This window comes from Kitasatospora sp. NPDC002965 (assembly GCF_040611255.1).
Lineage (GTDB): Bacteria > Actinomycetota > Actinomycetes > Streptomycetales > Streptomycetaceae > Kitasatospora.
Window position 1 is genome coordinate 104,398 of sequence record NZ_JBEXNT010000005.1, and the last position, 15,849, is coordinate 120,246.

14 protein-coding genes, 1 tRNA gene and 1 pseudogene are annotated in these 15,849 nt (G+C 74.0%); 9 read left to right on the plus strand and 7 right to left on the minus strand.

Annotated elements, in window-relative coordinates; translation table 11 throughout:
• Positions 1 to 230: 230 nt before the first annotated feature.
• Positions 231 to 2,123, minus strand: a complete 1,893-nt coding sequence (locus tag ABZY91_RS04035) for an APC family permease (protein WP_355399548.1) — start codon at positions 2,121 to 2,123, stop codon at positions 231 to 233.
• Positions 2,124 to 2,469: 346 nt separating this feature from the next.
• Between ABZY91_RS04035 and ABZY91_RS04040 the strand changes: the two genes are divergently transcribed.
• The gene (locus tag ABZY91_RS04040) at positions 2,470 to 3,192 is read left to right on the plus strand and encodes an HAD family hydrolase (protein ID WP_355399551.1); all 723 of its coding nucleotides are present in this window, start codon (positions 2,470 to 2,472) and stop codon (positions 3,190 to 3,192) included.
• Between the two features lie 65 nt (positions 3,193 to 3,257).
• Here the strand turns inward: ABZY91_RS04040 and ABZY91_RS04045 are convergent.
• Positions 3,258 to 3,338: transfer RNA gene (locus ABZY91_RS04045), tRNA-Tyr, on the minus strand.
• A gap of 216 nt (positions 3,339 to 3,554) precedes the next feature.
• On the opposite strand from ABZY91_RS04045, the gene ABZY91_RS04050 reads away from it, so the two are divergent.
• On the plus strand, positions 3,555 to 4,043 hold the full coding sequence (locus ABZY91_RS04050; protein ID WP_329885440.1) for a YajQ family cyclic di-GMP-binding protein: 489 nt from the start codon (positions 3,555 to 3,557) through the stop codon (positions 4,041 to 4,043).
• A gap of 88 nt (positions 4,044 to 4,131) precedes the next feature.
• Here the strand turns inward: ABZY91_RS04050 and ABZY91_RS04055 are convergent, their stop codons facing one another.
• The 3 genes from ABZY91_RS04055 to ABZY91_RS04065 all read right to left on the minus strand — a co-directional run bounded on the left by ABZY91_RS04055 (position 4,132) and on the right by ABZY91_RS04065 (position 5,780).
• Positions 4,132 to 4,734, minus strand: a complete 603-nt coding sequence (locus ABZY91_RS04055; protein WP_355399553.1) for a hypothetical protein — start codon at positions 4,732 to 4,734, stop codon at positions 4,132 to 4,134.
• Positions 4,735 to 4,902: 168 nt separating this feature from the next.
• The gene (locus tag ABZY91_RS04060) at positions 4,903 to 5,397 is read right to left on the minus strand and encodes a hypothetical protein (RefSeq protein WP_329885442.1); all 495 of its coding nucleotides are present in this window, start codon (positions 5,395 to 5,397) and stop codon (positions 4,903 to 4,905) included.
• A gap of 41 nt (positions 5,398 to 5,438) precedes the next feature.
• On the minus strand, positions 5,439 to 5,780 hold the full coding sequence (locus ABZY91_RS04065; RefSeq protein WP_355399604.1) for a hypothetical protein: 342 nt from the start codon (positions 5,778 to 5,780) through the stop codon (positions 5,439 to 5,441).
• On the opposite strand from ABZY91_RS04065, the gene ABZY91_RS04070 reads away from it, so the two are divergent.
• From ABZY91_RS04070 to mug, 7 genes and pseudogenes are all read left to right on the plus strand, one after another.
• Complete coding sequence (locus ABZY91_RS04070; protein WP_355399555.1) at positions 5,685 to 6,761, plus strand: MFS transporter; 1,077 nt, start codon at positions 5,685 to 5,687, stop codon at positions 6,759 to 6,761. The two genes, ABZY91_RS04065 and ABZY91_RS04070, sit on opposite strands and share 96 nt — an antisense overlap.
• Positions 6,762 to 6,922: 161 nt before the next feature.
• Positions 6,923 to 8,284: pseudogene (locus ABZY91_RS04075) on the plus strand (APC family permease); the annotation flags it as partial.
• 266 nt (positions 8,285 to 8,550) lie between these two features.
• Positions 8,551 to 8,988, plus strand: a complete 438-nt coding sequence (locus ABZY91_RS04080) for a hypothetical protein (RefSeq protein ID WP_329885445.1) — start codon at positions 8,551 to 8,553, stop codon at positions 8,986 to 8,988.
• Between the two features lie 162 nt (positions 8,989 to 9,150).
• Entirely contained in the window at positions 9,151 to 10,503 is a 1,353-nt protein-coding gene (locus ABZY91_RS04085) for a dipeptidase (protein WP_355399557.1), read from the plus strand.
• A 128-nt stretch (positions 10,504 to 10,631) separates the two neighbouring features.
• Positions 10,632 to 11,750, plus strand: a complete 1,119-nt coding sequence (locus tag ABZY91_RS04090) for an aminopeptidase P family protein (RefSeq protein ID WP_355399559.1) — start codon at positions 10,632 to 10,634, stop codon at positions 11,748 to 11,750.
• 243 nt (positions 11,751 to 11,993) lie between these two features.
• On the plus strand, positions 11,994 to 13,109 hold the full coding sequence (locus ABZY91_RS04095) for a phosphatase PAP2 family protein (protein ID WP_355399561.1): 1,116 nt from the start codon (positions 11,994 to 11,996) through the stop codon (positions 13,107 to 13,109).
• Complete coding sequence (gene mug / locus ABZY91_RS04100) at positions 13,106 to 13,735, plus strand: G/U mismatch-specific DNA glycosylase (RefSeq protein WP_355399563.1); 630 nt, start codon at positions 13,106 to 13,108, stop codon at positions 13,733 to 13,735. Before ABZY91_RS04095 ends, mug begins: the two co-directional genes overlap by 4 nt.
• Positions 13,736 to 13,822: 87 nt before the next feature.
• On the opposite strand, the gene ABZY91_RS04105 is transcribed toward mug, so the two are convergent.
• Both ABZY91_RS04105 and ABZY91_RS04110 read right to left on the minus strand, forming a co-directional pair.
• Positions 13,823 to 14,488, minus strand: a complete 666-nt coding sequence (locus ABZY91_RS04105; RefSeq protein WP_329950344.1) for a response regulator transcription factor — start codon at positions 14,486 to 14,488, stop codon at positions 13,823 to 13,825.
• Positions 14,485 to 15,819, minus strand: a complete 1,335-nt coding sequence (locus ABZY91_RS04110; RefSeq protein ID WP_355399565.1) for a sensor domain-containing protein — start codon at positions 15,817 to 15,819, stop codon at positions 14,485 to 14,487. Before ABZY91_RS04110 ends, ABZY91_RS04105 begins: the two co-directional genes overlap by 4 nt.
• Between the last annotated feature and the right edge of the window lie 30 nt (positions 15,820 to 15,849).

Consider the following 15,849-nt stretch of genomic DNA (forward strand, 5'->3'; position numbering starts at 1 on the left):
CCGGCGCGGAACGGGCCTCCGAGGAGTGTCCGGAACGCCCGGCATCTCCGATCGGCGGGGACGTTCCCGCAGGTCGGGGCCGCTGCGGGCGCGGCACGCCAGGTGGCGCGGGGGCGTTCGGAGGGCGTTCGGGGAGCACAGAGGGGGGCCGTTAAGACATCGTCAAGATATGACGATCAGCTCGGACAAATGCCTACGATCTGCGCAATTCACCGCCACACGGCGGGCCCTCACATCCGCATCCGGAGCCGGCAGACCACCGCGTCGGTGTGCCGGCGCAGCGCCCGGTCGATGACCGCGCCGCGCCGGTTCTGCAGGGCGCGCTGCCAGGGACGGGCCGGTTCGACCTCGGGGATCAGGACGGTCAGCCGGTCGTAGGCGCGTTCGGCAGCAAGGCGGTTCACGAACTCGGCGATCGGCGGGCCGAGGCGGCGGTGGCCGTCCGGGATGTCCACCAGCGGTACGCCGGGCTGCCACAGTTCCCAGTCCCGGCGCAGGGCTTCGGCCTCGGCCGGGTCGTGGACGACGGTGACGGCGAGGACCTCGTCGCCGAGTGAGAGCGCGGCGGAGAGGCCGTCGCGGGTGAGGCGGGTGATGGCGGTGACGGGCACGAGGACGAGGCTGCGCTGCGGGGTGAGCGGGCCGGGGATCCGGCCGAGTTCCAGTCGCTCGCCGATCCGTGCGTAGCTGCGGTGGACCGCCTCGAAGAGCAGGACGAGCAGCGGCAGGGCCAGGCAGATGCCCCAGGCGCCCTCGGTGAACTTGGTGCCGGTGACGACCAGCGCCGCCACGGCGGTGAGCAGGGCGCCGAAGCCGTTCAGCGCGGCCTTCGCCCGCCAGCGGGCCGGCCGCTCCAGCACCCAGTGGCGGACCATGCCGACCTGGCAGATCGTGAAGCCGACGAACACGCCGATCGCGAAGAGCGGCACCAAGCTGTTGACGTCGCCGCCCGAACCGACCAGCAGCACCGCGGAGACGGCCGCGAGGAACAGCACGCCGTGCCGGTGCACCTGGCGGTCGGCGCGCAGGGCGAAGACGTGCGGCAGGTGGTTGTCGCGGGCCAGCAGGTGGAGCAGGACCGGCAGCCCGCCGAAGGAGGTGTTGGCGGCCAGGCCGAGCAGGACCACCGTGGCGAACTGGACCAGGTAGAAGCCGGCACCGTGGCCCAGCGAGGCGTCGGCGAGCTGGGCGAGGACGGTGACGCCCTCCACCGGCTGGAGGTGGAACCGGCCGATCAGCACGGCCAGTCCGATCAGCATCACGCCGAGCAGCGCGCCCAGTGCGACCTCGGTGTGCTGGGCCCGCTTCACGCCGGGCGTGCGGAAGGACGGCACGGCGTTCGCCACCGCCTCCACGCCGGTCAACGCCGAGCAGCCGGCCGCGAAGGCCTTGAGCAGCAGCAGCGCCCCGACGGCGGTCGCGTTGCCGGCCAGCACCGAGGCGTGCCCCTCGGCCGCCGCCGTGCTCACCGGGGCGTCACGGAACAGACCCACCACGACGATCGTCAGGATCGAGAGCACGAACACGGCGGTCGGCGCCATGAACCAGCGGGCCGACTCGGCGATCCCGCGCAGGTTCACCGCCGTCACCAGCGCCAGCACACCCAGGCAGAGCCAGACCCGGTCCCCGTACAGTCCCGGTACGGCGGAGGTCAGCGCCGCCACGCCCGCCGTCACCGACACCGCCACGTTCAGCACGTAGTCGATCACCAGCGAGGCCGCGGCGGTCAGCGCCGTCCGCCGCCCCAGGTGCGCCTTGGCCACCGCGTACGAACCGCCGCCGTCCGGGAACGCCGCGATCACCTGCCGGTACGAAGCCACCAGCACCGCCAGCAGCACCGCGATCGCCGCCGTCACCGGAAGCGTGAACCCCAGCCCGTACGCCCCCGCCGCGGCCAGCACCAGCACGATCGACTCGGGCCCGTACGCCACGGAGGCCATCGCGTCCAACGACAGTGCGGCCAGGCCGCCGAGGGCGGTGAGCCGGTGACGGTCGGCGTCCGCGCCGGCGGCATCCGTCCCTGGCGGTCCGGACCGCCCGGACCGTCCGGGCTGCTCGGGCGGCTCGGGCGGCTCGGGCTGCTCGGGCACGACGGCGACGGCCGGAGTGACGGGGCTGGACATCGGGCGGGACCTCCGCAGTCGATCGGATGATCCGATCCTGCGGGCCGCGCACCCGTCCGCCGCCGCCCCCTACGCGTTCCTGACGCTCCGGCGCGCAGCCTTGACACGCCTTTGACGCGGTGGGGACGAGAGGCGGGGTGGGCGGACCGCTGTCCCGGCGGGCGCCGGTTGGGAAGACGATCAGCTCTTACGGAGGACTCCCGGCGCGCTTCCGCACGACCGGGGCTTCTCAGCGGGGAGGCTGAACGGCCCGACCCCACCCCTGCCCCACCACTTTGCTGCTTGATCGAGGTAATTGCAAGCCATTCGCAATAGTGGCACCGACGCCGACCACTACCCTCCGCACATGAAAAATCACTTCACGTCGCCAGCTCGCGACGGGCTCCGCCCCCGCCGTCCTCTCCTCCTGATCGACCTCGACCACACCCTGGTCGAACGCGACGGCGGTGCCGACGCCTGGACACCCGGCTTCTGCACCGCCCACGGCCTCCCCGCCGAAGCCGCCCCCACCGTCTTCGCACTCCTCCGCGCCGACCGGTCCCCGGCCGGCTTCGCCCGGATCGCCGACCACTACGGCCTGCCGCGCTCCGGCGCGACCCTCTGGGAGGAACACGTCGCCCAGGAGGCCGCCCGCACCCACCTGATCCCCGGCGTTCCCGAAGCCCTCGCCGCCCTCCGCGACGCGGGCTGGACCATCGCCGTCGTCACCAACGGCTCCACCGACATCCAGCGCGCCAAACTCGCCCGCACCGGCCTGCTGCCCGCCGTCGACGCCGTCTGCGTCTCCGAGGAGGCCGGCGCCCGCAAGCCCGCCCCCGCGATCTTCCACCTCGCCGCCACCCGCCTCGGCCGCACCCTGACTGCCGCCGACTGGATGGTCGGCAACAACCCCGCCACCGACCTCCGGGGCGCCCACGCCACCGGCCTGCTCTCCGTCTGGATCACCCCCACCCCACCCCCACCACTCCCCCCGGCCCACCCCACCCCCACCCACACCGCCCCCGACACCCCCGCAGCCGCCACCCTCCTCCTGACGCTCCGGCCGACCCCTTCCCCCGGGCCCTCCTGATCGCCGAAAACGAAGAACGGCCCGTGATCAGCGTTTCCGCTGATCACGGGCCGTTCTCTATCCTGTGGCTGGTGCAGGGTTCGAACCTGCGTAGCTTGCGCGGCAGATTTACAGTCTGCTCCCTTTGGCCGCTCGGGCAACCAGCCAGGATGTTTTGCCGCCCGGGGCTTGCCCCGTTCGACTGGGTAAACCTTACCCGATGGAAGGGGGTGCTTCGCCACCCGGTTGGGCGGCGAGTGATCACGTGGTGCGGCGTGGCGGTCGGGGGCGAGGGCGGGGGTGGGCTGGATAGGCTGGGGCGGCGGACGCCCGGTGGGGCACGCCGTGTCAGTGCAGGCAGAGCATCAAGGAGACCAACACCCATGGCCGACTCCAGTTTCGACATCGTCTCGAAGGTCGAGTGGCAGGAGGTCGACAACGCGATCAACCAGACCTCCCGCGAGATCGCCACCCGCTTCGACTTCAAGAACGTCGGCGCCGAGATCAGCCGCTCCGGCGAGACGATCGAGATGAAGGCGAACGGCGAGGAGCGCGTCAAGGCGATCCTGGACGTGCTGCAGAGCAAGTTCATCAAGCGCGGTCTGTCGCTGAAGGCGTTGGACACCAAGGAACCTCAGCTGTCCGGCAAGGAGTACAAGATCTTCGCGGACGTGAAGGAGGGCATCTCCCAGGACGATGCCAAGAAGATCGCGAAGATCATCCGGGACGAGGGCCCCAAGGGCGTGAAGGCCCAGGTGCAGGGTGACGAGCTCCGGGTGAGCTCGAAGAGCCGCGACGACCTGCAGACCGTCCAGGCCCTGCTCAAGGGCAAGGACCTGGACTTCGCGGTCCAGTACGTGAACTACCGCTGACCCCGAGGGGCGGCGGACCGGCGACGGGGCGGCCCCGGTCGCGAGCTGCGGCTCGCGACCGGGGCCGCCGTCGTGCGGGCGGGCGCCGTCAGTGGGGAGCGACGACACCGGGCAGGGGGCGGGCCTGGAGGAGAGCCTGGACCTGGGCCTGCGCCTGGGCCTGGGCCTTGAGGAAGGCCGGTTGGTCCGTCGGCGGGACGGTCGGGGTCGCCGGGGGGTCGACGGCCGGGGGCGGGACGGGGGCCGTCGCCGTTGGGGGTGCGGGCAGTTGGCCGATCAGGGCCTGAACAGTCGCCTCCAGCGAGGCGAGGAGTTGCTGGAGGGGCCCGAGGTCGGGCGCCCCGAGCAGCGGCGCGACGGTCGAGAGCAGGCCGTCGACCAGCTGGAGGACTCCGCCGAGGGCGGCCGTCGGATCGGGGGCGGCCGGGACGGCAGGAGCGACCGGGTTCGCCGGGGTGGCCGGCAGGGCGAACAGCGTCGAGAGATCCGGCAGGGACGGGAGGGCCTCCGCACCGGGCACCGCAGGGGCGGCCGGGACGGGCAGGGGGAGGTCGACGGGGACCGCGAAGGTGCTGACGTGGGCGGGGGCGACCGCGGCTCCGTTGCCGGCGGCGGTGGCGGAGGTCGCCGTGGCGACCGGAGCCAGCACAAGGGCTGCGGTCAGCGCGGTGGCCATCCAGGTGGCACGCATGGGTGATGCTTTCCTCTCGGTACGAATCAGGCGAAATGCCTGATTCACACCGTGGGGCAGGCCAGTTGGCCCAGCCACCGCGTGTACGCCGAACGGTGCACGACACGCGGCGACCGGCGGCGACACGCCGTCAGGCGGTCGGCGCCGACCGCTCCCCGGGGTGACGGGTCAGCGGGCCGACGCCCAGGAGGCCGTGCTGCGGTGCTCGCCGAGGCCGACGGCGTCGAACTCGTCGCGGTGGGCGGCGTCCTCCACCCGGGCGCCGAGCCTGCGCAGGACGCGGGAGATCGGACTGCCCTCGGGCGGCGTGGGTTCGAACTCACCCCCGGTGAGCGGGCCAAGGTCGAGCCGGCCGTCGGCCCAGACGGCGGCGCGCTGGGTGCCGGTGCCGCCGAAGAAGTTCGCCTCGACGCAGGCGATCGGGCCGGCCTTGGACCAGGCGGCGAGCCTGCGTTCGAGGCCGTCCGGGAACCAGGCGAAGCCGACGGCTCCGGTGGTCGCCGACTCCTGCCCGCCGAGTCGCAGCGAGGCCAGGAAGGCGGGCGTCGCCGGGATCATCGCCAACCCCTGGGCCAGCGGTCGGGGGCGGGCCGCCGGAACCTCGGCGGCCGCCACTGCGACCAGCTCCGCCGAGCCGATCAGCGCCTGAAGTTCGTATGACATTCAGTCATCCTGAACCATGGCACTGACAGTGCGCCCGGCGTTTACGATTCCGTGCCCGGCCGGGTACCGCTTCGAGAGCCGGCCGGCGGGGGACCGGCGGCCTCCGGCGGATCGGCCGACCCGGCCGGGACGGCCGCGTCCGGCCGGACCCCGTACAGCAGGGCGAAGGCGGCCACCTCCACCGCGTCCGCCGACGCGCTCTGCCCTTGGGCGTGCAACTCGTCGAACACGTCCTTGAGTTGGGCCCGGAGCCGGACCAGCCGCCCGGGGCTGAGCCGCAGCGTGAAGTGCGAGAACAGCCCGGGGAGGCCGGCCGAGCCCTCCTGCGGGGTGGAGAAAGTCGCCCCCTCCGGATCGGCACCGCCGTCGTCCTCGGGGTCCACGGCGGCGCGGTCGCCGACCGGTACGACCGCCGGCGGATCCTGATCGCCGCCGACGGCACCCGGCTGCTCGCCTCCGCGAGCGTCCCGGCGGCGATGGCCCTGGACCGGCCGACCCTCGTCCGCACCCTGTCGGTGGCCGTCGTGATCGGCGCGACCGTCGCGTACAGCGGTCCGGTCCGGCTGCTCGCGGTGCGCTCGGTCGTCCCGCCCCAGCAACTGAGGCAGGCGCCGGCACAGGACGAGGCGCGGATGAGCGGCGCGGGGCCGGTCGGGCCGCCGCTGGCGGGGGCACTGTTCGGGCCCGGCCGGGGCGCACCGTTCGTCGGGACGGCGCTCGCCTTGCTGCTCGCGCTGGCCTCGGCCCTGCTGGTCCGGTTCCCGAACCGCCCGGGAGCGGCGGACGCGAGCCCCCCGGCGCAGGACTCCCCGGAGAAGGACGGCGGTGCCCTCGCCGGCTTCCGCTTCCTCGCCGCCAACGCCTTCCTCCGCCCGACCCTCGCCCTCGTCCTGGTCCTCGACGTGGCGGCCACCCCGATGCTGCTGCCGGTGACGGTGATCCCGCGCGGGCAGGGTACGTCGAGCGGCGGAATGGGGCCGGCGCCGGCCGGGGAGGCCGTCGGGGCACTGGCCGGCGCGTTCCTGGTGGGCCGGCTGCACCGGCTGGCGGGCCCCGGCGTGCTGCTGCTCGCGGTGGCCTGGGTGCCGGTCCCGGCGGTCCTCGCCCCGCCCGCCGGTCCACCGCCTCGCCCGACCACCGGTACACCGCCCCACCGGTCCGCCGACCCGAAAACCGGACGGCGGGCCGGCCGCACTCCTCCGCCCACCCCTGACAGTCGATCACCCGTGCGGGTGCACGCCGCATGCGGCCTCACCGGCAACCGGGTGAACTGGCCGGGTACGGCCCGCCCCGGGGCCATCCCCGGGGCGGGCTGCTGGACCAGGCCCGCCGAACCAGACCCGCCGGGCCCCGAGGAGGACTGATGAGTTCCATGGACGTGCCCTCGTCCGGTCGTGGCAGTCCCGGTACGGGCGGGCCGGGAGGATCGGGACCGGGCGGAGCGGGTCCCGGAGGCGCCGGCACCGGCCCGGCCACCCGGCAGCGCACCGGCGCGGTCGCGACCAGGCTCGCGAGCGCGCCCCGGATGTCCTGGCTGACGCTCGCCCTGATGACGACCAGCTCGGTGGCCAGCCTCCGCTCCGCCCCGACGATGGCGGTCTACGGCCTCGCGTGCGTCTTCCTCTACCTCCTCCCGGCGGTCGTCTTCCTGCTCCCGACCGCGCTGGTCTCCGCCGAGCTGGCGTCCGGCTGGGAGGGCGGTGTCTACCGCTGGGTGTCGGAGGGCCTGTCGAAGCCGCTCGGCTTCCTGGCCGTCTGGTGCCAGTTCGCGATGACGATCTTCTACTACCCGTCCCTGCTCGCGTACGTGGCGTCGACCATCGCCTACGTGGTCAACCCGGCGCTCGCCAGCAACGGCCTGTACACCGCGATCGTGATCATGGTGCTGTACTGGACCGGCGTCTGGGTCTCCTCGCGCGGCACCAAGGCCGTGGCCGGCCTCTCCTCGATGGGTCTGGTGATCGGCACGCTGATCCCCGGCGTGCTGCTGGTGGTGCTCGGTCTGGTCTTCCTCGGCCAGGGCAACCCCTCCGCCGCGCCGATGAACGCCGCGCACCTGTTCCCGCAGTGGACCGGTCTGGCCAGCCTGGTGCTGATCGTCAACAACTTCCTCAGCTACTCCGGCATGGAGATGAACGCGGTGCACGTCTCCTCGCTCCGCGACCCGGCCAAGGAGTTCCCGCGGGCGATGTTCACCTCCTCCGGGATGGTGCTGGCGATCTTCATCCTGCCTGCGCTGGCGATCAGCTGGGTGGTGCCGTCCAGCGAGCTCAGCCTGACCGCGGGCGTGATGCAGGCCTTCGACTCGTTCTTCCAGTACTTCCACATCGGCTGGCTCACCCCGGTGATCGCGGTGGCGCTGGTCTCCGCCTCGCTCGGCGGCATGCTCACCTGGCTGGCCGGACCGTCCAAGGGCCTGCTGATGATCTCCCGGCAGGAGGGCTACCTGCCGCCGTTCCTGCAGCGGCTCAACGGGGAGGGGGTCCAGCAGAACCTGCTGGTCACCCAGGGTGTGGTCACCACCGTCATCGCCCTCGCGTACGCGCTGATCCCGAACGTCTCCAGTGCCTACTGGATCTTCTCGGTGATCACCACGCAGGTGTACCTGATCGTCTACCTGCTGATGTTCACCGCCGCGATCCGGCTGCGCCGCACCCAGCCCGACCACCCGCGCGGCTACCGCGCGCCGGCGCTGGTGCCGATCGCGGTGACCGGCCTGATCGCCTCGGCCGCCGCGATGGCGATCGGTTTCGTCCCCTCCTCGCAGTTCGGCAGCGGCTCGGTCTGGTCGTACGTGGTGATCGTCGGCGGCGGTCTGGCCCTGCTCGGGCTGGTGATCCCGTACCTGTTCCTGCGGCTGCGCAAGCCCGAGTGGCGCTCGCCCGACGCGCAGGCGGAACTCGCCGAGGTGGAGGCCGCCGAGAGGTCCTCCGCCGAACGGTCGGCCGCCGAGAGGTCGGCCGGCAACCGGCCCCACGACGGCGGACCGGCGGACCACGTCGGCCCCGGCAGCACCCACGACGACCCCCGCGGACCCGACGGACCCGGCACCGGACCCGACGGCGGGCCGGGCGGATCCGGCGCCGGGCCACACGGCGGACCCGACGACGGACCCGACGGACCCGGCACCGGCGGTACCCCCGGAGGTGCGTCATGACCCGCAGCCTGATGGCCTCCCAGCACCGCTGGATCTACATCGGCGCGATCGTCCTCCTGGTCGCCATGCTGGTCACCGGCCTCCTGACCTACTCCCAGCTGCGTTCCACCAACGAGGCCAACCGCAAGGCCCAACAGCTCTCCGAGGCACTCGGCGCGGCCGGCTACCCGGTGCCCTCCCAGAGCCAGATCGTGCACACCCTCGGCGAGGACGGCGGCGCCGTCTGCCAGGACCCGGCCGGCTCGCTGACGCAGGCGCAGTGGAAGCACGGCATGTCCAACGGCGCGGGCGGCCCCGGCCAGCGTCCGGTGCTCTCCGACCGCGAGGTGATCCTCGCCGAGACGATCGTGCTCTCGGTCTACTGCCCGGACAAGCTCTCCGCCATCAAGGACAAGATCGACGACCTCAAGCTCCACGACACCGTGCGCAACTGACGCCCGACAGCGCCGGCCACCGACCCGCCGGCCACCAAGCCGCCGACCACCGACCCGCCGGCACCTGAGCCGCGCACCTGACCCGCCGGCACCCGACCGGACCCGACAGCCGGCCGGACCCGACAGCCGGCCGCCCCACCTGCCCCGGAAGGAGCCGAACCCATGACCGACGAACTCGCCGGCCGGATCGCCGCCCTGATGCCCCGCGCCAAGGCCGACCTGGCCGAACTGGTCGCCATCCCCTCCGTCGCCGACCCCCGCCAGTACCCGCCGGAGAAGTGCCGCCAGGCCGCCGAGTGGGTCGCCGCCGCCTTCGGTGAAGCCGGACTGCGCGACGTCCACCTGGAGGAGACCCCGGACGGGAGCCACGCCGTGGTCGGCCACCGTCCGCCCCCGCCCGGCGCACCGACCGTCCTGCTCTACAGCCACTACGACGTCCAGCCCCCGCTCGACGACGCCGCCTGGACCTCCCCGCCGTTCGAGCTGACCGAGCGCGAGGGCCGCTGGTACGGGCGCGGCACCGCCGACTGCAAGGGCAACATCGTCATGCACCTCACCGCCCTGCGGGCACTCGGCGACGACCTCCCGGTCGGCATCAAGCTGGTCGTCGAGGGGTCCGAGGAGCAGGGCACCGGCGGCCTGGAGGCCTACGTGCCGCCGCACGCGGGCGAGTTGCACGCCGACGCCCTGCTGGTCTGCGACACCGGCAACGCGTCGGTCGGCGTGCCCACCGCCACCACCTCGCTGCGCGGCCTCACCAACGTGGTGGTCACGGTCGCCACGCTCAAGGGCGACGTGCACTCCGGCATGTTCGGCGGTCCGGCCCCGGACGCGCTGGCCGCGCTGATCCGCGTCCTCGACACGCTGCGCGACGCCGAGGGCGGCACGCGGATCGACGGCCTGGACAGCACCGGTGGCTGGAGCGGCGTCGGCTACGACGAGCAGCAGTTCCGCACCGACGCGGGAGTCCTGGACGGCGTCCGGCTGACCGGTTCCGGCAGCGTCGCCGACCGGCTCTGGGCCCGCCCGGCCGTCACCGTGCTCGGCATCGACTGCCCGCCCGTGGTCGGCTCCGCCGCCGCCGTCCCGGCGACCGCCCGGGCCCGGGTCAGCCTCCGCATCCCGCCCGGTACGGACCCGCAGGCCGCGCAGGAGGCCCTCGTCGCGCACCTGAAGGCCGCCGCGCCCTGGGGCGTGCACGTCGAGGTGGCCCCGGAGAGCACCGGTTCGCCGTTCCGGGCCGCCACCGGCGGGCCCGCGTACGCGGCGCTCGACAAGGCCGCGCAGGAGGTCTACGGACGACCGCTCTCCTTCCTCGGCCAGGGCGGCTCGATCCCGCTCTGCAACGTGTTCGCCAGGACCTTCCCGGAGTCGGAGATCATCCTGATGGGCGTCGAGGAGCCGCGCTGCCTAATCCACGCGCCCAACGAGAGCGTCGACCCCGGCGAGATCGAGCACATGGCGCACGTGGAGGCGCTGTTCCTCAAGCACTACGCCGACTCGCCCAGGCCGTAACGGAGTTGACGCGGGCCGGGCGGTCGAGCCCCGGCCGGACACCGCACCCCCGGACACCGCACCGCCCGGACGTCGACCACCCGGGCTCCGACCGCCCCGGAGCGTTCGCCCCCACCAGGAGACCTCGCATGCCCCGACCCTTCACCACCGAGGACTACCGAGCCCGCCTCGACCGGGCGGCCTCGGCCGCCACCGCCGCCGGGCTGGCCGGCCTGGTCGTCGCCCCCGGCCCCGACCTCGTCTACCTGACCGGGTACCAGCCCACCGCGATCACCGAACGCCTGACCGCCCTCGTCCTCGGCGCCGGGCACGAGCCCGCCCTGATCGTCCCCGTGCTGGAACGCCCCGACGCCGAGAAGGCGGCCGGCGCCCCCGCCGTCCGGCTGCTCGACTGGACGGACGGCCAGGACCCGTACGCCACCGCCGCCCCGCTGCTCGACCGGGCGGGCCGGTACGGCATCTCCGACAACGCCTGGGCCATGCACCTGCTCGGCCTCCAGGCCGCCCTGCCCGGCACCGGCTGGACCTCGCTCACCGAGACCCTGCCGATGCTGCGCGCCGTCAAGGGCCCGGACGAGCTGGAGCGCCTCGCCGCGGCCGGCGGCGCCGCCGACGCCGCCTACCGGGGCATCCTGGAGGTCGAGTTCGCCGGGCGCCGGGAGACCGACGTGGCCGCCGACCTCAGCGCGCTGCTCATCCAGTACGGGCACAGCCAGGTCGACTTCACCGTGGTCGGCTCCGGCCCGAACGGCGCCGACCCGCACCACGAGGCCGGTGACCGGGTCATCGAGCCCGGTGACACCGTCGTGCTGGACTTCGGCGGCCTCAAGGACGGCTACGGCTCCGACACCACCCGGACCGTGCATCTCGGCACCGACGTCCCGGCCGAGGTGCGGAAGGTCCACGACGTCGTCCGGGAGGCGCAGCAGACCGCGTTCGAGGCGGTCCGGCCCGGGGTGAGCTGCCAGGAGATCGACCGGATCGCCCGACGGGTCATCACCGAGGCCGGGTACGGCGAGTACTTCATCCACCGCACGGGCCACGGCATCGGGATCACCACGCACGAGCCGCCGTACCTGGTCGAGGGCGAGGAGCAGCCGCTCGTCCCCGGCATGTGCTTCTCGATCGAGCCGGGCGTCTACCTGCCGGGCCGGTTCGGGGTGCGGATCGAGGACATCGTGACGGTCACCGAGCAGGCCGGGCGGCGGTTCAACAACACCCCGCACGAGCTGGGCATCGTGTCCTGAACCTCCGGGGCTTCGAACCTCCGAAGCCCCGGGGCTCCCGACCGCCCCGACCCCGGACCGCCCTCGCACCCCACCGCCGAACATCCGTGCGCCGGAAGGGCCGGGTGTGCGAACACCCGAACGACCGGGACCCCGCTCCGCGGGCCCGCCGTTCCGCCGCACGGGGCATTTCTGAGGTCTACCTGAAAGGACGGCCGTTCGCACCGAGAGTTCTCCAAGAATGCCTTGCTAGCTTCGACCGGCATGACCAGAATGCTGCGACCGGCGCCGCCGTCCCCTCCCGCGAGCGCCGGGCGGCTACGCCCGGCGACCGGCACCCGGAACGGCGCCCGCCCCGGTGCCCTGTCCCGGATCCGGCTGCTGGCGTGGCCGCTCTACCTGCTCGCCCTCCTCTGGTACGTCCGCGCCTACGGGCTGCCGTACTCCAACGACGTGGTGTTCCTCTGGCTGATCGGCGCGCTGCTGGCCGCCGCCGTGCACAGCGGCCACGGCCCGCGCGGCTTCCTGCTCGTGCTGCGCGACTGGGTGCCGGTGATGGCCGTCGTCTGGACGTACTCGCTGCTGCGGGGCTACGGCGCGCACACCCCGTGGGGCCCGTACCTGTGGCCGCAGCAGCGGGCCGACGAACTGATCGGCCTGGGTGAGACCCTGACCGTCCGGCTCCAGCACGGGCTGTACACACCCGGCTCGCCGCACTGGTACGACTACGCGGCGGTCGCCGTCTACATGTCGCACTTCTTCCTGGTCTTCGTGGTGCTCGCGGTCCTCTGGCGCCGTCGCCACGACCGGTTCCGGCACCTGCTCACCTGCTACCTCGCGCTGACCTTCGCCGGCTTCGCGACGTACATCCTCTACCCGGCCGTCCCCCCGTGGCTCGCCTCCCAGGAGGGCCACCTCCCGGCGCTGACCCGGGTGGTGTCGGACGTGCTGACGGAGAGCGGGCTCCCCCGGGCCGGGTCGATCTTCGAGAACGGCAGCCGGTTCGCCAACGACGTCGCCGCGATGCCCTCGCTGCACTCGGCGTACCCGGCGATGCTGCTCTTCTTCTTCTGGCCGACGGCCGGCCGTCGGCTGCGCATGCTGCTGGTCGCGTACCCGCTCGCGATGACCTTCACCCTGGTGTACGGCGCGGAGCACTTCATCGTGGACGTCTTCGTCGGCTGGGCGTACGCGGCGGCGGTGGTGTACGGCGTGCAGTGGCTGCGGACACGGCGGCGGGCCCGGTCCCTGGCGGCGACCCGCGCGGCGGTCCCGGCGACCGCCGGGGCCGGGTCGGCGGCACCCGCCCGGACGTCGGCAGGGGTGGCGGGCGCCCCGGCGACCGGGGCACCGGCCACCACCGGCAGACTGGACGAATGACCGAGACGCCCGACGTGGAGAAGCCCGCGCGCCCGACGAAGCCGACCGCGGAACAGCTGTCCGCCGCCCGCGACACCACCATCGAGGACGTCTCCGCCGACGGCCTTCGGGTGCTGTTCTGCGGCATCAACCCCGGTCTCTGGTCGGGCGCCACCGGCCATCACTTCGCCCGTCCGGGGAACCGCTTCTGGCCCGCGCTGCACCGCTCGGGCTTCACCCCGCACCAGTTCAGCCCGGACGAGCAGCGCCGGCTGCTCGACCTCGGGCTGGGCATCACCAACGTCGCCCCGCGCGCCACCGCCAAGGCGGACGAGCTCACCGCCGAGGAGCTGCGCGAGGGCGGCGCCGCGCTCACCGCCCGGGTGCTGCGGCTGGAGCCGCGGGCCCTGGCGGTGCTCGGCATCGGCGCGTACCGGACGGCGTTCGGGCGGCGGACCGTGACGATCGGACGGCAGGAGGAGTCGATCGGCGGGACCGAGGTCTGGGTGCTGCCCAACCCCAGCGGCCTCAACGCCCACTACACCCTGGACGCGCTGGCGGCGGAGTTCGCGAAGCTGCGCGAGGCCGTCTCGCCCGCCCCGGACCCGTGCCCCCGCCCGGACGGGGCCCGCCCGGACGGGGCCTGACCGAACGGGGCCCGACCGGACGGAGCCTGACCGGACGGGGCCCGACCGGACGGGGCGCCCTTTTCGGCCGCCCTCCCGGTGGGCCCGTCACCCCCGGAGGAACCGCAGCACCGCCAGCACCCGGCGGTGCGACTCCTCCGCGGGCGGCAGGTCCAGCTTCATCAGGATGTTGCCGATGTGCTTGCCCACCGCCGCGTCCGACACCACCAGCTCCCGGCAGATCGCCGCGTTCGACCGGCCCTCCGCCATCAGCGCCAGCACCTCCCGCTCGCGCGGGGTGAGCCGCTCCAACGGGTCCCGGCGGCGGCGCAGCAGCTGCCGGACCACCTCCGGGTCGACCACCGTGCCGCCCGCCGCCACCGTGGCGACCGCGGCCACGAACTCCTCGATCTGGCCGATCCGGTCCTTCAGCAGGTAGCCGACGCCCGAGCCGTCCCCGGAGTCGAGCAGCTCCGCCGCGTACGAGTGCTGCACGTACTGGCTGAGGACGAGGACGGGCAGTCCCGGGCGGCGTTCGCGCAGGGCGACCGCCGCCCGCAGTCCCTCGTCGGTCTGGCCCGGCGGCATCCGGACATCGGTGACGACGAGGTCCGGCGCATGCGCGCCGACCGCGGTCCGCAGCGCCTCGGCGTCGCCGACCGCGGCCACCACCTCGTGCCCGAACCGGGCCAGCAGGCCGACCAGCCCCTCGCGCAGCAGCACGCCGTCCTCGGCGACCACGATCCTCAGCGCGCCGGTTGCCTGCTCGTTCATCGTCCTGCTCCTCCGTCGGCCGGCGCCGCGGACGGGGCCGGGGTGCAGGGGATCTCCACCCGCACCAGGGTCGGTCCGCCGGGCGGACTGCTCACCGTCAGTGTGCCGTCCACGACCGCGACCCGGTCGGCCAGCCCGGTCAGCCCGCTGCCGCCCGACGGGTCGGCGCCGCCGCGGCCGTCGTCCGCCACCTCGATGGTCAACCGGCCGCCGGCGTACCGTCCGTCGACGGTCACCGCGCTCGCGCCGCTGTGCTTGGCGACGTTGGCGAGCGCCTCGGCGACGGCGAAGTAGCCGGCCGACTCGACCGGCGCCGGCAGCCGCCCGGGCAGCGCGAAGCGGGTGGTGACCGGGATCGGCGAGCGGTCGCCGGCGTCCGCGCAGGCGTCCGGCAGACCCCGGTCGGTGAGCACCTGCGGGTGGATCCCGTTGATCAACTCCCTGAGTTCGGAGAGCACTTCTCCCGCCTCCCGGTGCGCCTCGGCGAGCCTCGCGGCCAGCGGGCCGTCCGGCGGCGCGTCCAGCCGGGCCAGGCCGAGCGTCATCCGCAGGGCCGCCAACCGCTGCTGGGCGCCGTCGTGCAGATCGCGCTCGATCCGGCGCCGCTCCGCCTCGAAGGCGTCCACCAACCGGGCCCGGGAGCGAACCAGCTCACCGATCCGACGGTCCTGCCCGCCCGGTGCGAGCACCAGTCGCACCAGCGCCGCGCGGGCTGCGGCCACCGCCGCCAGCGGATAGCCGAGCAGGGGCGCCAGCAGCAGCCCGGTCAGCCCGAACAGGCCCGCCACCACCGGGGAGTGGACCTGCCACAGCTTGAGGACGTTCACCTGCTCGCCGTCCAGCAGGAGCATCGGCAGTGCGGCCAGCAGGTACCCGGGGACGGCGAGGGCGAAGCCGGCCACGGTCAGGTCGATCGGCCAGAGCACGCACGCGGCGAGCAGGGCGAAGCCCAGTTCCCGCCAGGTCGCCCGCTCGCGGTAGCGCAGCCGCAGCCAGGCCGCCAGGCCCGGGCGGTCGGGGACGAGGTGCGGATCCGGCACCGGCGCGTCCGCCACCAGCCGGACCAGCCGCCGTTCCCAGGCCGCGACCGGCAGCCCGACCAGCGCCAGCGCGGCGAGCAGCGGCAACCCGACCAGCAGCACCGCCAGCACTCCGGCGGCCACCCCGGCCACCAGGAGCCCGCCGCAGAGCAGCAGCCCCGTCAGCCCGGTCGTCAGCAGGTACGCCGCCGCCCGCCAAGGCGCCGACGACCGGAGGAACCCGGGCCGCGCCACCTGCCCCCACACGCCCGCCGGCCGCCCGTCCACCGGCCCGTCCGCCACCCCGTCCACCGCGCCGACTCCCCCTGCCCCGCGCCGGTC

What these genes read in the sequence shown, in the direction of transcription:
- ABZY91_RS04035 (WP_355399548.1), bottom strand. Translation starts at nt 2,123, where the DNA reads ATGTCCAGCCCCGTCACTCCGGCCGTCGCCGTCGTGCCCGAGCAGCCC.
- ABZY91_RS04040 (WP_355399551.1), top strand. Translation starts at nt 2,470, where the DNA reads ATGAAAAATCACTTCACGTCGCCAGCTCGCGACGGGCTCCGCCCCCGC.
- ABZY91_RS04050 (WP_329885440.1), top strand. Translation starts at nt 3,555, where the DNA reads ATGGCCGACTCCAGTTTCGACATCGTCTCGAAGGTCGAGTGGCAGGAG.
- ABZY91_RS04055 (WP_355399553.1), bottom strand. Translation starts at nt 4,734, where the DNA reads ATGCGTGCCACCTGGATGGCCACCGCGCTGACCGCAGCCCTTGTGCTG.
- ABZY91_RS04060 (WP_329885442.1), bottom strand. Translation starts at nt 5,397, where the DNA reads ATGTCATACGAACTTCAGGCGCTGATCGGCTCGGCGGAGCTGGTCGCA.
- ABZY91_RS04080 (WP_329885445.1), top strand. Translation starts at nt 8,551, where the DNA reads ATGACCCGCAGCCTGATGGCCTCCCAGCACCGCTGGATCTACATCGGC.
- ABZY91_RS04085 (WP_355399557.1), top strand. Translation starts at nt 9,151, where the DNA reads ATGACCGACGAACTCGCCGGCCGGATCGCCGCCCTGATGCCCCGCGCC.
- ABZY91_RS04090 (WP_355399559.1), top strand. Translation starts at nt 10,632, where the DNA reads ATGCCCCGACCCTTCACCACCGAGGACTACCGAGCCCGCCTCGACCGG.
- ABZY91_RS04095 (WP_355399561.1), top strand. Translation starts at nt 11,994, where the DNA reads ATGACCAGAATGCTGCGACCGGCGCCGCCGTCCCCTCCCGCGAGCGCC.
- mug (WP_355399563.1), top strand. Translation starts at nt 13,106, where the DNA reads ATGACCGAGACGCCCGACGTGGAGAAGCCCGCGCGCCCGACGAAGCCG.
- ABZY91_RS04105 (WP_329950344.1), bottom strand. Translation starts at nt 14,488, where the DNA reads ATGAACGAGCAGGCAACCGGCGCGCTGAGGATCGTGGTCGCCGAGGAC.